Genomic DNA, 13,995 nt, shown 5'->3' with positions numbered 1-13,995 from the left:
TAGAATTAAACGTACCTTTATTACTGGGTACTGGTGGTTGTGGTGGTTGTGGTTCCGGTATTAGAACCATCGCCGCCGCCGGTCGCCGCCAGGGCAACCCCCACCGCAGAACTTACGGTGCTCACGCTGGTTGCGGAGGAACTTCCTGCCGAAACCGACGCGGCAGCCGACCCTGCAGCCTCACCCACCTGAACGGGGGCGGCATAGACAGAGGTCGCCGCAAGCGCAGATATAGCCCAAAGGCCATACAGAACTTTTTTCATCACAAATTCCCTTCATTGTATGAATGGAGATTTACCCAAAAGAATTTCGGGCGAGATCGAGTATACACAAGCGAAGTTTGTAAATTAGATCGAGAGGGAATTTAGGATAATTAGATAACGAGAGAAAATATGATTAACAACAAATAATAAAAACAACTTAATTCAAAGAGTTAAAATATAATAATAAAAACACAATACCCGGTAAATCTGAAAATATCAGAGGCAGGATAACGTTGATTGAATTATTTTAGGATTAAGCTCAATTAAAGAGTGAAGTAAAAACGTAGATATCCTGGAGTAATCTTATAAAAAAGCCGATATTAATATCGGCTTTTTTATTTCATTAATGCCGGATGGCGGCGAAACGCATTATCCGGCCTACAGGATATGTGCCAGTAGGCCGGATAAGCGCAGCGCCATCAGGCGCGCCAGGCTTTGTAACGGTTAATCAACCCATTAGTAGATACATCATGGGAAGAAACAGTTTTATCATCGTTCAGCTCTGGCAGAATGCGGTTCGCCAGCTGTTTGCCCAGCTCAACGCCCCACTGGTCAAAGGTGAAGATGTTCAGGATCGCGCCCTGAGTGAAGATTTTGTGTTCGTACAGCGCAATCAGCGCACCCAGGCTGAACGGCGTGATTTCGCGCAGCAGGATGGAGTTCGTTGGACGGTTACCTTCGAACACTTTGAACGGCACAACGTGCTCAAGCGTAACCGGATCTTTACCCTGGTCGCGATATTCCTGCTCAACCACTTCACGAGATTTACCAAAAGCCAGCGCTTCGGTTTGCGCGAAGAAGTTAGACAGCAGTTTCGGATGGTGATCCGACAGCGGGTTGTGGGTGATTGCCGGCGCGATGAAATCGCACGGTACCATTTTGGTGCCCTGGTGGATCAGCTGGTAGAACGCATGCTGGCCGTTAGTACCCGGCTCACCCCAGATGATTGGGCCAGTCTGGTAATCCACCGCATTGCCGTTACGGTCAACGTATTTACCGTTGGATTCCATGTTGCCCTGCTGGAAGTAGGCCGCGAAACGGTGCATATACTGGTCATACGGCAGAATCGCTTCGGTTTCGGCACCGAAGAAGTTGTTGTACCAGATACCGATCAGCGCCAGCAGCACCGGCAGGTTTTTCTCAGCCGGGGTGGTGGAGAAGTGTTTGTCCATCGCATGCGCGCCGGAGAGCAGCTCAACAAAGTTGTCGAAGCCTACGGACAGGATGATGGACAGACCGATTGCAGACCACAGGGAGTAACGACCGCCAACCCAGTCCCAGAACTCGAACATATTGGCAGTATCAATACCAAACTCGCCAACCGCTTTACCGTTAGTGGAGAGCGCTGCGAAGTGTTTGGCTACGTGCTTGTTGTCGCCAGCGGTCGCCAGGAACCAGTCGCGCGCGCTGTGGGCGTTGGTCATGGTTTCCTGGGTGGTGAAGGTTTTGGAAGCGACCAGGAACAGCGTGGTTTCCGGGTTCACTTTTTTCAGCACTTCGGCGATGTGCGTACCATCGACGTTCGACACAAAGTGCATGTTCAGGTGATTTTTATACGGACGCAGCGCTTCGGTCACCATGAACGGGCCAAGGTCAGAACCGCCGATACCGATGTTTACTACATCAGTGATGGCTTTGCCGGTATAGCCTTTCCAGCTTCCGGAGATGATCGCTTCAGAGAAAGATTTCATCTTCTCCAGTACCGCATTCACTTCCGGCATCACATCTTTGCCGTCAACGATGATCGGCGTATTGCTACGGTTACGCAGCGCCACGTGCAGCACGGCACGGTCTTCAGTACGGTTGATTTTCTCACCGGAGAACATGGACTTGATGGCACCCGCCAAATCGGTTTCTTTCGCCAGATCCTGCAGTTTAGCCAGCGTCTCTTCAGTGATGCGGTTTTTGGAGAAATCCACCAGCATCAGATCGTCAAACGTCGCGGAAAACTTAGTGAAACGATCGCTATCTTTCGCGAAAAGATCCGCAATAGTAACGTCTTTCATTTCTTCAAAGTGTTTTTGTAGTGCCTGCCAGGCTGAGGTCTGCGTTGGATTGATGTTTTTCATTAGCAATACTCTTCTGATTTTGAGAATTGTGACTGAGATCGATTGTAACGCCAGTCACAGAAAAGTGTGATTGTTTTAATGCCATTGCCAGGGCATCCGCCAAACGTGGCTAAAAAGTATAGCGGTTATCAGCGTTGTTATTAGTACCGTTACTCAACGCAGTTGCAGCATGAAAAATCCGCATAATCCCAGCGTTGACAGTGCAAGCTACACATTTTATTTATAAATACGGTATTTGCATTTGCGCCTGCACCGGTTTTCGTTCTGCCTTATGTGCCATGGTCGCTCTATTCATTCCCTGACACGAGGTAGTTATGACTGATGTAGTTGTCTCCAAGTTTGGTGGTACCAGCGTGGCGGATTTTGATGCCATGAATCGCAGCGCTGATGTAGTGCTTTCTGATGCTAACGTCCGTGTGGTGGTACTTTCCGCTTCTGCGGGAATCACCAACCTGCTGGTCGCACTGGCTGAAGGGCTGGAGCCAACCGCGCGCTTCGAAAAACTCGATGCCATTCGTCAAATTCAGTTCAATATTCTGGAACGCCTGCGTTATCCAAACGTGATCCGTGAAGAGATCGAACGTCTGCTGGAAAACATCACCACACTGGCAGAAGCGGCGTCACTGGCGACCTCAACCGCGCTGACCGACGAACTGGTCAGCCACGGTGAACTGATGTCTACCCTGCTGTTCGTCGAGATCCTGCGTGAACGCAACGTGCAAGCGCAGTGGTTTGACGTGCGTAAAGTGATGCGCACCAACGATCGTTTTGGTCGTGCAGAACCCGACGTCACGGCGCTGGCTGAACTGGCAACGCTCCAGTTGGCCCCGCGTCTGAGCGAAGGTCTGGTGATTACTCAGGGCTTTATCGGCAGTGAAGGCAAGGGCCGCACCACCACGCTGGGACGCGGCGGCAGCGATTATACCGCCGCCTTACTGGCAGAAGCCCTACACGCAACGCGCGTTGATATCTGGACCGACGTTCCCGGCATCTACACGACCGATCCGCGCGTGGTTCCGGCTGCGCAGCGTATTGATGAAATCGCCTTTGAAGAGGCCGCGGAAATGGCGACCTTTGGCGCGAAAGTGCTGCATCCGGCAACCCTGTTGCCAGCCGTACGTAGCGATATTCCGGTGTTTGTGGGCTCCAGTAAGGATCCAAAAGCAGGCGGTACGCTGGTATGTAATAAAACCGCGAATCCACCGCTGTTCCGGGCGCTGGCATTACGCCGTAAGCAGACGCTGCTGACGCTGCATAGCCTGAATATGCTGCACTCTCGCGGCTTTTTGGCGGAAGTGTTCGGCATCCTGGCACGCCACAATATCTCGGTCGATTTAATCACCACATCCGAAGTCAGCGTCGCGCTGACTCTGGATACCACCGGTTCAACGTCCACCGGCGATACACTGTTAACACAGTCTCTGCTGATGGAACTGTCTGCCCTGTGTCGGGTTGAAGTGGAAGAAGGCCTGGCGCTGGTGGCGTTGATTGGCAACGACCTGTCCAAAGCCTGCGGCGTGGGTAAAGAGGTGTTCGGCGTACTGGAGCCGTTCAATATTCGGATGATTTGCTATGGCGCGTCCAGCCATAACCTGTGCTTCCTGGTACCCGGTGCTGAAGCCGAGCAGGTGGTACAGAAGCTACACCATAATTTGTTTGAATAAGTAGACGTCAACGCCCGATGGTTCTTAGGCCATCGGGCGTTTTCAGCGCATCACCGTATCATATAACAGTCTGTCCAGTGCGCGGACATCCCCTTCCCGGCTGTCTGGTAAGGTCGGCGGGATTTCTCCTCTCTCCAGTTCGCCGCGGATAAACGCATGTAACAATGGACGACGCGGACCATACTCAGCCTCACCTGACCGCTGTTTGCGCGCCAGCAATTCGTCGATTTCCTGACGCAATGGCGCATCCAGTTCACTTCCCGCCAGCAGCTCGGCAAAACGCATTGGTGGCACGCCCTTGCCCGCTTCCACCCAACGTACCGCCAGCAGCGGCCGAATGACGTAGAAGTACTTCTTCAATCGCACGTCGTCACCTTGCAGATAACCACGGAAGTTTTTCCGCGCCATCGAGTAGTAGTGCCAGCGGGCACGCAGCGGGGAAAACCATTCAGGTACCAGCGCTTTCAGCGCCGACACGGTCGCGTCATCCTGCTGATAGACCACCGGCGAATCCAGCCACTCGATAAGCGTCGGGTTTGCGCCTTTGAGTAACCCCAGCGCCTTGCGCCATTCCCAGCCGCACACGTCCAGCTCATCATCTATCGGCAGCTCGATAACATCGCGAGGCGCTTCGACCCGCAGATACCATTCAGGGGGATGAACATAGAGAAATCGCACGTCGTAATCGCTGTCCGGCGAGGCAAATCCCCAGCCACGGCTGCCGGATTCACAGGCATACAGCACCCTGACGCCATAGCGCTGCTCAACCTCTTTTAGCTGGCGCAATACCCGTTCGCGCATTGCGCCGTCCACTGTGTTGTCGCTCATTATTCTTATCCTTTTATGTTCACAAGACCGTGCAGCACCTGATCCAGGCCCCCGAACACCGAGATTTTATCGATGCGCTCAGCAACTCTTTCGAGGGTTTCCAGTTCTTTTAAGCGCAGCGCTACCGGGTTGTTTTCCATCACTTTTGCCGTATTTAACAGCGATCGCGTGGCGGCAGTCTCTTCGCGACGTCGGATCACGTTGGCCTGGGCGGATTTTTCCGCTTCAACCAGTTGCGATAAAATAGCCTTCATATCGCCGGGCAGGACAATATCCTTCACCCCCAGTGAAGCCACCTCAATACCAAACGGCGTCATGCGGGCTTTCACCTGCGCGCTCACCACTTCATCGATCACCTGCTTATCTTCCAGCAATTCGTCCAGCTTGCGCGTTCCCACCGCTTCACGCAGCGCAAACTGCAATTCACGGTAAAGGTGATCCAGCGGTTTAGTCAGTTGACCAAATGCCAGCAACACATCGCTATAACGCCAGTTCGCCGCCAGGTTTAAACGCAGGTTGACCTTATCTTTGGTCAGTATCTCCTGGCCGCCAACCTCCAGCACCTGCAAACGGGTATCCACCACTTCCGCTTCAATCAGATGGTTTACCTTCCAGTATGCTGTTAACCCCGGCAGCAACAGCGCCTGAGTTTCACCATCAATTTTCAGTACACCGACGTGCCACGCCGGGACCTGCACCGTTAAGATAGCTTCGCGACCTTTCACCGCACCGCTGCGACGTGGCTGTAATACTGCATTCATGACGTCCGTTGGCACCTGAACCTCGCGCGTATCCATACGTACCAGCGTTAACGCTTCGTCGGCTCTCCAGTACAGACGGCGCGATGCCAGTGGCAAAATTTCCTGCAAGACGCCGTTCACATACAGCGCACCTGCTTCAGTATCGGTAAAATCAGCTACCACACAGTACTGCTCCACCCATGCAGGCTGGAAGCGACGTAAATACTCCGCGAGCGCTTCCGGAATTTCGCTGCCATCGGTATTGATTACCAGAACGTCCGGAGTGTTAAACCATGGCAAACGGTGCTCACCTGCATCCAGTACCTGATAGTAATCACCCTGTCGGGATAACAGGCCAAGCTGGCCTTTACGAATAGTGATTTTTTTCATCATTTTTTATTCCTTATTGTGAGTCAGGTGCGGGTGCAGGGGCGAAGCGACAGGGGAATTCCTTTTTGCCTGTCACACGGCATCATTACCGGCAGCCTGTTCTGGAGCGTGCTAACTGCGCATCACTCCGCTTTATTTCTATGATTAACAACCAGTTTTCATTCCGGGATGAAATTGGGAATCGAACCCACTGTGTGTCATCGGCTGACGGAACACTCCCGGAAAACAGCCTGTGCCGTTCCTGACATGCCGGCGGGGTTTAACCCCCTGCGCTTTCAGCGTGATTGACGCAAGTGTTATTGCCAGAAGCGTGCCAGGAATTAAAACAGGCATATTTAATTTTTAATTAATTGATTTTTATTATTTTAATTATTAACCCCAATAATGGCGGTTGTCTCGACGGGTTAATTTTTTTATCTTTTATTCTCTTATTTATCTTTTTGGATAAACCATGAAAAAGCGACGGGTAGTGATTGGCGTACTGGGTACGGTGCTCGATAAGCGCGGCAAGCGGGCCAATCGGTTTAAGAAGTGGCGACCCACGGTTGGGCTATGCCAACAACCCGATTTCCCTGTCGACAGGCTGGAACTCCTCCACCAACCACGCGATGAGAGCATGGCGCAAAGGTTGATTGAAGACGTCGCGCTGCTTTCGCCGCACACCCATGTTCGCCCGCATGCCGTCACCATTAACGATCCGTGGGACTTTGAAGAGGTCTACGCCGCGTTTCTCGACTTTGCCACGCATTATGAATTTGATACGGAAAACGAAGAGTATCTGGTGCACATCACCACCGGCACTCACGTGGCACAAATCTGCTGGTTTTTGCTGACGGAAGCCCGCTACCTGCCCGCCAGCCTGCTGCAAACCGGCCCCGCGCCACGCGGTTCATCAGATGAGTCCATCGCCGCTGGCGTCTGCTCGGTTATCGATCTCGATTTAAGCCGCTACGCCACGCTCACCAGTCGTTTTCAGCGCGAACAGCAGCAGTCGGTCTCTTTTCTGAAAGCCGGGATTGATACGCACAACGCCACCTTCAATAAACTGATCGATCGCATTGAGCGGGTCGCTCTGCGTTCGACCGACCCGATCCTGCTCACCGGCCCTACCGGCGCGGGCAAATCCTTCCTCGCGAAACGTATTTTTCAGCTACGCCAGTCGCGGCATCTGGTGGCGGGAAAACTGGTGGCGGTTAACTGCGCGACCTTGCGCGGCGATAATGCAATGTCCACGCTGTTCGGTCATGTGAAAGGGGCGTTTACCGGTGCGCTCACGGCGCGTAGCGGATTACTGCGAGAGGCCGATGGCGGCGTGCTGTTTCTCGATGAGATAGCCGAATTAGGGTTGGACGAGCAGGCCATGCTACTCAAAGCAATTGAAGAAAAAACCTTTTTCCCGTTTGGGTCAGACAAAGAAGTACGCAGCGATTTTCAGCTGATTGCCGGCACCCATCGCGACATGCGGCAATGGGTCGCTGAAGGCCGTTTTCGCGAGGATCTCTACGCGCGTATCAACATGTGGTGCTTCGCCCTGCCCGGTCTGGCGCAGCGGCGGGAAGATATCGCGCCGAACGTCGAGTATGAGCTGCAACGTTTCTCCAACAGCAAACAGACGCAAATCCGTTTCGATAAAGAAGCCCGCGCTTCCTATCTGGCATTTGCCTGCTCCCCACAGGCGCAATGGCGCGGCAACTTTCGCGAACTCAGTTCATCCATCGCGCGCATGGCGACGCTTGCCGAACAAGGTCGCATCACCTTATCCCTTGTCGAAGAAGAGATTGCGCTGCTAAAGGAGAGTTGGCAGATAGCAACTCCGCAGCCTGAAGTGAATATGGACATTGACCTGTTCGATCGCCGCCAGTTAGAAACGGTACTGGAAGTGTGCCGCCGCTGCGCGTCGCTGTCGGAAGCCGGACGCGAACTGTTTGCCGTCTCACGGCAGAAAAAAGCCAATCCTAACGATGCAGACCGCCTGCGCAAATATCTCGCTCGTTTCGGGCTAAGCTGGGAAAGCGCTCACAGCGATCAGATACAATGAAACAATATCTAGATCTAATATTACCCAATCTGAACTGTTACTGGTTTTCCTAACTTCACCAGCATCATGACCAGCGCATCAAGAGTAAATTTGTTGGTTTTCTGATTAACAACATCTGAAACACGGGGCCGGGAAATATTCAGTTTCACAGCAGCTTCCGCTTGTTTCAGATGGTTTTCATGAATCCATCCGGAAATTTCTTGCATCAACTGCTGCTTCAGGAGAATGAGTTGTTCGACCTCGCATTCAGCATCATGCTTTAAGCTCTTCGCTTCCGCTTCTGCAAACCCCAGTTCGGCAAAAATATTGACATCCGGAGAGGTTACATGGCGAACCTTATTATCAACGGTATTGTTCATTTCTGATTCCTGTCTTCTTGCAAAGCCGTTCGATATCTAACTTTAGCAATGTGTTTATCGTGCTCAGAAGTACGTTTTGTCTTTTTATTGAAGCAATGCAGTACATAGACCGCGTTAGCATAGCGAGCAATGTAGATAATTCGGTATGCGCCAGATTCATACCTGAGCCTTACCTCCTCAACACCGCGACCTATCTCTGGCATCGGCTTCCAGTCAGCAGCTTCTAATCCCGCCTGTAAACGATGTAACTGAAAACCAGCGGTTTTACGTATATCTTCAGGAAAGCTTCGTAAATCATCAAATGAACTGCCAATCCAGACAATGGGCTTTAAGGCCCGCCTTATTGAAAGCATAACACATCCTTGTATAAAATTTTATACAAACAATAAAATGTGTAACCCACACGTTTTCCTGTCATTACGCTAAATCAGAATAGAAATTCCGTCACTTCAACAAGCTATATTTTGCGAGGCTCTTTCAGGATTAGTTTTATTCTGCACGAATTACCGTACACTGAGGATATCGGCTAACAGAGGGCACCCGTATGGCACTCCCCCGCATTACCCAAAAAGAGATGACCGAGCGCGAACAGCGTGAACTAAAAACGCTGCTTGACCGCGCGCGCATTGCACATGGTCGCCTGCTGACCAACGCTGAAACAAACAGCATCAAGAAAGAGTACATCGATAAACTGATGGCCTTGCGCGAAGCAGAAGCTAAAAAAGCCCGCCAATTGAAGAAAAAGCAGGCTTATAAACCGGATTCAGAGGCGTCATTCTCCTGGTCGGCGAATACGCCAACGCGCGGCAGACGTTAACGTCCTTTCTTCTTACGCCCCGGTGAGATAAAACGCTTGCCGTTTGCCGCCGGGCGCGATTTCTCTTTCTCCGCCGATTTTTCGATTTTCACTACCGGGCGCTTGATGCCTGCAGTGGCGGCTTTTGGCTTCGCTTTCGCCTTCGGTTTAGCTTCTGATGATGAATTCTCAATCAGCTTGAACAGATCGATCAGTTCGTCATCCGTCAGGTCACGCCATTCACCCAATGGCAAGCCGGACAAACTCACGTTCATGATGCGTGTGCGCTCAAGCTTGGTAACTTCATAGCCAAAGTGTTCGCACATACGACGGATCTGACGGTTCAGCCCCTGAATCAGCGTGATGCGAAACACAAACGGCGCTTCTTTCTTCACCTTACATTTCTTGGTGACGGTACCGAGGATTGGCACACCAGCCCCCATACCACGGATAAAGTCATCAGTGACCGGCTTATCTACCGTCACCAGATACTCTTTTTCGTGATCGTTACCGGCACGCAGGATTTTATTCACCAGGTCGCCGTGGTTGGTCAGAAAGATTAGCCCCTGGGAATCTTTATCCAGACGGCCAATGGGGAACACGCGCTTGCTGTGATTCACGAAATCAACAATGTTGTCGCGTTCGCTGTCTTCGGTGGTGCTGACAATTCCTACCGGCTTGTTCAGCGCGATAAAAACCAGATCTTCCGCTTCACGCGGCTCAATCAACCGACCATTCACTTTTACGACGTCGCCAGGCATCACCTGATCGCCGATGGTGGCGCGTTTACCATTCAGGAAGACATTCCCTTGTTCGATAAAGCGATCCGCCTCGCGACGCGAGCAGATTCCGCTTTCACTGATGTATTTATTTAATCGGATGGATGAGTCGGGCAGCATAATTTCTCCTTTGACAGCGAAATATACCCTACCTTGCGGACGATAAAAAATAATCGTGCTCGACTGCCCACGCGCTATTTGTGATCCGTCACACCTTTTGACACAAAAGTGTCAGCGATTCATCCCTGCAATTTTGTTGGGTGAAAACATGCAGAATCAATACATTAGAGAGACAAGCACATCTGTGCCGACAGCACGCCATCACCACATCAAATGTGCAACACAATCGGTCATTACAGGGCACTGAAATAAGTGAAAATAGCTTTGAGATGGAGAACAGTTGGGGTTATATCAGATCAAGAAGACAATTTCGTGATTTGCACAAATGTGCAGGAGTCCAAAAATGGCGACGGAAAACAGCGATGATATCCGCCTAATCGTAAAGATAGCGCAGCTGTATTACGAACAGGATATGACACAAGCGCAAATCGCCCGCGAGCTGGGTATTTACCGCACCACGATCAGCCGTTTGCTTAAACGTGGACGCGAGCAGGGTATCGTCACCATCGCCATTAATTACGACTACAACGAAAATCTGTGGCTGGAACAGCAGCTAAAACAGAAATTTGGCCTGAAAGAAGCGGTGGTGGTCTCCTGCGACAGTGAACAGGAAGACGAACAACTCACCATGATGGGTGTGCACGGTGCACAGTTGCTGGAACGCTTACTGGAACCTGGGGACATTATCGGGTTCTCATGGGGCCGCGCGGTGCGGGGACTGGTGGAAGGGTTATCCCCTGCCAGCCAGTCGCGCCAGCTGATCTGCGTGCCGATTATCGGCGGACCGTCCGGCAAGCTTGAAAGCCGTTACCACGTCAATACGTTGACCTACGGCGCTGCGGCAAAGCTTAAAGGGGAATCACACCTGGCAGATTTCCCGGCACTGCTGGAAAACCCGCTGATCCGTAACGGGATCATGCAGTCACGACATTTTAAATCGATTTCCGCTTATTGGGATAATCTGGACATCGCGCTGGTTGGGATTGGATCTCCGGCAATACGTGATGGCGCCAACTGGCACGCTTTTTACGGCAGTGAAGAGAGTGATGACCTGCATGCTCGCCAGGTCGCCGGAGACATTTGCTCGCGCTTTTACGATATCAACGGTGCAACCGTAGAAACCAATATGAGTGAAAAGACGCTCTCCATCGAAACCAATAAATTAAAACAGACGCGTTACTCCATTGGCATTGCAATGGGTGAAGAAAAATACAGTGGGATATTAGGCGCATTACGTGGGAATTATATTAACTGTTTAGTCACCAACAGCCATACCGCTGAATTATTGTTGAAGTAAATAAATTCTAATTGGTCCTGCCATAATTAATTTTATGGGGGATCCCCTTATCTAAAATCGGGAGTTAATTATGCAAACGTGGTTAAACTTGCAGGGCAAAGTCATTATTGTTACCGGTGGTGCATCCGGAATTGGGCTAGCGATTGTTGAAGAGTTATTAGCGCAGGGCGCTAATGTGCAAATGGCAGATATTCACGGTGGTGACGGTAAATATGAAGGCCATAGAGGATATCATTTCTGGCCGACAGATATTTCCAGCGCCGAAGAAGTTAATCATACCGTTACCGAAATTATCCACCGCTATGGGCGTATCGATGGTTTGGTGAATAACGCAGGCGTTAATTTTCCGCGGCTACTGGTCGATGAAAAAGCACCCGCCGGGCAATATGAACTCAACGAAGCCGCTTTTGAAAAAATGGTGAATATCAACCAAAAAGGTGTGTTCTTAATGTCGCAAGCAGCGGCACGCCAAATGGTAAAACAGCGTAATGGCGTGATTGTGAATGTCTCTTCAGAAAGCGGGCTGGAAGGTTCAGAGGGCCAAAGTTGCTATGCCGCCACCAAAGCCGCATTGAATAGCTTTACCCGTTCCTGGTCGAAAGAGTTGGGCAAACACGGCATTCGTGTGGTGGGCATTGCACCTGGCATTCTGGAAAAAACCGGACTGCGGACCCCCGAATATGAAGAAGCGCTGGCCTGGACTCGCAACATTACCGTCGAACAGCTGCGCGAGGGCTACACCAAGAACGCGATCCCAATTGGTCGCTCAGGGCGCTTAAGCGAAGTCGCTGATTTTGTTTGTTATCTTTTGTCTGAGCGCGCCAGTTACATAACCGGAGTAACCACTAACATTGCGGGCGGAAAAACGCGCGGCTAAGGAGGTTTTATGGTCAATGCAATCTTCTGCGCTCACGGCAAACTGGCCTGCGCCATGCTGGAATCGGTACAGATGGTCTACGGTGATGCCAACGTTGAAGCCGTGGCATTTGTCCCCGGAGAGAACGCCAGCGACATCGTGGAAAAGCTGAAAAAGTTAGTAAGTATTCACACTGGCGATGAATGGCTGATTGCCGTCGATTTGCAGTGTGGCAGTCCCTGGAATGCTGCCGCGACGCTGGCAATGCACAATCCGGCGATACGGGTCATTAGCGGGTTATCACTGCCGTTGGCGCTGGAGCTGGTAGACAACCAAAGCAGCATGAATGTGGATGAACTGTGCGAACACCTGACGACCATTGCTCAACAAACCTGTGTCGTCTGGAAACATCTGGAAACGGCCGATGAGGATTTCTGATGAACATTACCCTTGCTCGTATTGATGACCGCCTGATCCACGGTCAGGTCACCACCGTCTGGTCGAAGGTGGCAAATGCCCAACGGATTATTATCTGTAATGACGACGTTTATAACGATGAAGTACGTCGTACATTATTACGTCAGGCCGCCCCGCCGGGAATGAAAGTGAACGTTGTTAATATCGAAAAGGCGGTCGCAGTTTACCATAATCCGCAATACCAGAACGAAACCGTTTTTTATCTATTTACCCGCCCGCAGGATGCATTAGCAATGGTAAAACAAGGGGTAAAAATCACCACATTAAATATTGGCGGCATGGCCTGGCGACCAGGTAAAAAACAATTAACCAAAGCCGTTTCTTTAGATAACGACGATATTCATGCGTTTCGTGAGTTAGATAAACTGGGTGTCGCGCTGGATTTACGCGTCGTCGCATCCGATCCATCTATTAATATTCTCGAAAAAATAGAAGAACAATCGTTCGCTGAATAAATAAAAATGCCTGTGTACTTATGCTTTAACAGGCAGGGATGATCACATTCACAAGGTGACATATTATGGAAATAAGTACCCTACAAATTATCGCCATATTCCTATTTTCCTGTATTGCCGGGATGGGCAGCGTGCTGGATGAGTTCCAGACCCACCGTCCGCTAATTGCTTGTACCGTTATCGGCCTGATCCTCGGTGATTTAAAAACCGGGATTATGCTCGGCGGCACGCTGGAGTTAATCGCTCTTGGCTGGATGAACGTCGGCGCAGCGCAGTCTCCCGATTCGGCGCTCGCCAGTATTATCTCTGCCATTCTGGTTATCGTCGGTCAGCAAAGCATTGCTACCGGTATCGCCATCGCCCTGCCGGTGGCGGCGGCAGGCCAGGTACTGACGGTATTCGCCCGTACCATTACCGTGGTGTTCCAGCACGCGGCGGATAAAGCCGCCGAAGACGCCCGTTTTCGTACCATCGACATGCTGCACGTTTCCGCTCTCGGTGTACAGGCGCTGCGCGTTGCCATTCCCGCATTAATCGTCTCGCTGTTTGTCAGCGCCGATATGGTCAGCAATATGCTCAACGCCATTCCGGAATTCGTCACCCGCGGATTGCAGATTGCCGGTGGCTTTATCGTGGTGGTCGGCTACGCCATGGTGCTGCGCATGATGGGGGTGAAGTACCTGATGCCCTTCTTCTTCCTCGGGTTTATCGCTGGGGGTTATCTCGATTTGAGCCTGCTGGCTTTCGGTGGGGTTGGCGTGATTATCGCGCTGGTCTACATCCAGTTGAACCCACAGTGGCGTAAGACTGAACCGCAGGCGCAAGCCCCCTCTTCTCAAGCTCTTGATCAGCTTGAAGACTAAC

Annotated in this window: 15 protein-coding genes; 8 read left to right on the top strand and 7 right to left on the bottom strand. The window is 51.3% G+C overall.

Annotated elements, in window-relative coordinates:
* Positions 1-20: 20 nt before the first annotated feature.
* Entirely contained in the window at positions 21-263 is a 243-nt protein-coding gene (yjbE, locus tag E6P06_RS05050) for an exopolysaccharide production protein YjbE (protein ID WP_003826562.1), read from the bottom strand.
* Positions 264-682: 419 nt separating this feature from the next.
* The gene (pgi, locus tag E6P06_RS05045; protein WP_139934997.1) at positions 683-2,332 is read right to left on the bottom strand and encodes a glucose-6-phosphate isomerase; all 1,650 of its coding nucleotides are present in this window, start codon (positions 2,330-2,332) and stop codon (positions 683-685) included.
* 314 nt (positions 2,333-2,646) lie between these two features.
* Here pgi and lysC point away from each other — a divergent pair, with 314 nt between their 5' ends.
* The gene (gene lysC / locus E6P06_RS05040) at positions 2,647-3,996 is read left to right on the top strand and encodes a lysine-sensitive aspartokinase 3 (protein WP_003844704.1); all 1,350 of its coding nucleotides are present in this window, start codon (positions 2,647-2,649) and stop codon (positions 3,994-3,996) included.
* A gap of 42 nt (positions 3,997-4,038) precedes the next feature.
* Here the strand turns inward: lysC and E6P06_RS05035 are convergent, their stop codons facing one another.
* Complete coding sequence (locus E6P06_RS05035; protein ID WP_139934996.1) at positions 4,039-4,824, bottom strand: nucleotidyltransferase domain-containing protein; 786 nt, start codon at positions 4,822-4,824, stop codon at positions 4,039-4,041.
* Between the two features lie 5 nt (positions 4,825-4,829).
* The gene (locus E6P06_RS05030; RefSeq protein ID WP_139934995.1) at positions 4,830-5,957 is read right to left on the bottom strand and encodes a slipin family protein; all 1,128 of its coding nucleotides are present in this window, start codon (positions 5,955-5,957) and stop codon (positions 4,830-4,832) included.
* 448 nt (positions 5,958-6,405) lie between these two features.
* On the opposite strand from E6P06_RS05030, the gene rtcR reads away from it, so the two are divergent.
* Positions 6,406-7,992 carry an RNA repair transcriptional activator RtcR gene (rtcR, locus tag E6P06_RS05025; RefSeq protein WP_139934994.1) on the top strand — a complete coding sequence of 529 codons (1,587 nt, stop codon included), beginning with the start codon at positions 6,406-6,408 and terminating at the stop codon, positions 7,990-7,992.
* A 20-nt stretch (positions 7,993-8,012) separates the two neighbouring features.
* Here rtcR and E6P06_RS05020 read toward each other — a convergent pair whose 3' ends face one another.
* Both E6P06_RS05020 and E6P06_RS05015 read right to left on the bottom strand, forming a co-directional pair.
* Positions 8,013-8,351 (bottom strand): helix-turn-helix domain-containing protein, encoded by a 339-nt coding sequence (locus E6P06_RS05020; protein WP_003841397.1) that lies wholly within the window; start codon positions 8,349-8,351, stop codon positions 8,013-8,015.
* Entirely contained in the window at positions 8,348-8,704 is a 357-nt protein-coding gene (locus E6P06_RS05015) for a type II toxin-antitoxin system RelE/ParE family toxin (protein ID WP_016149391.1), read from the bottom strand. Before E6P06_RS05015 ends, E6P06_RS05020 begins: the two co-directional genes overlap by 4 nt.
* 191 nt (positions 8,705-8,895) lie before the next feature.
* Here E6P06_RS05015 and E6P06_RS05010 point away from each other — a divergent pair, with 191 nt between their 5' ends.
* Complete coding sequence (locus E6P06_RS05010; RefSeq protein ID WP_003031655.1) at positions 8,896-9,168, top strand: DUF3811 domain-containing protein; 273 nt, start codon at positions 8,896-8,898, stop codon at positions 9,166-9,168.
* On the opposite strand, the gene rluF is transcribed toward E6P06_RS05010, so the two are convergent.
* Positions 9,165-10,046, bottom strand: a complete 882-nt coding sequence (gene rluF, locus E6P06_RS05005) for a 23S rRNA pseudouridine(2604) synthase RluF (RefSeq protein WP_003031653.1) — start codon at positions 10,044-10,046, stop codon at positions 9,165-9,167. The genes E6P06_RS05010 and rluF overlap by 4 nt on opposite strands.
* Before the next feature lie 343 nt (positions 10,047-10,389).
* Between rluF and E6P06_RS05000 the strand changes: the two genes are divergently transcribed.
* The 5 genes from E6P06_RS05000 to E6P06_RS04980 all read left to right on the top strand — a co-directional run bounded on the left by E6P06_RS05000 (position 10,390) and on the right by E6P06_RS04980 (position 13,994).
* Positions 10,390-11,343 (top strand): sugar-binding transcriptional regulator, encoded by a 954-nt coding sequence (locus E6P06_RS05000; RefSeq protein WP_003844696.1) that lies wholly within the window; start codon positions 10,390-10,392, stop codon positions 11,341-11,343.
* Between the two features lie 70 nt (positions 11,344-11,413).
* Entirely contained in the window at positions 11,414-12,220 is an 807-nt protein-coding gene (locus E6P06_RS04995; protein ID WP_088902849.1) for an SDR family oxidoreductase, read from the top strand.
* A 9-nt stretch (positions 12,221-12,229) separates the two neighbouring features.
* Positions 12,230-12,637 carry a mannose/fructose/sorbose PTS transporter subunit IIA gene (locus E6P06_RS04990; protein ID WP_139934993.1) on the top strand — a complete coding sequence of 136 codons (408 nt, stop codon included), beginning with the start codon at positions 12,230-12,232 and terminating at the stop codon, positions 12,635-12,637.
* Positions 12,637-13,131: a mannose/fructose/sorbose PTS transporter subunit IIB gene (locus E6P06_RS04985; protein ID WP_003844693.1), complete on the top strand. Its 495-nt coding sequence runs from the start codon at positions 12,637-12,639 to the stop codon at positions 13,129-13,131. The genes E6P06_RS04990 and E6P06_RS04985 overlap by 1 nt, the downstream gene beginning before the upstream one ends.
* 65 nt (positions 13,132-13,196) lie before the next feature.
* A complete protein-coding gene (locus tag E6P06_RS04980; RefSeq protein WP_044715019.1) occupies positions 13,197-13,994 on the top strand; it encodes a PTS mannose/fructose/sorbose transporter subunit IIC in 798 nt (265 codons plus the stop codon).
* The last annotated feature ends 1 nt before the right edge of the window (position 13,995 follow it).

It is taken from the genome of Citrobacter sp. CF971 (genome assembly GCF_006385635.1).
Taxonomy (GTDB): domain Bacteria; phylum Pseudomonadota; class Gammaproteobacteria; order Enterobacterales; family Enterobacteriaceae; genus Citrobacter; species Citrobacter freundii.
The sequence above is the reverse complement of the archived record's forward strand: the minus strand, read 5'-3'. Positions and strand labels throughout refer to the sequence as shown.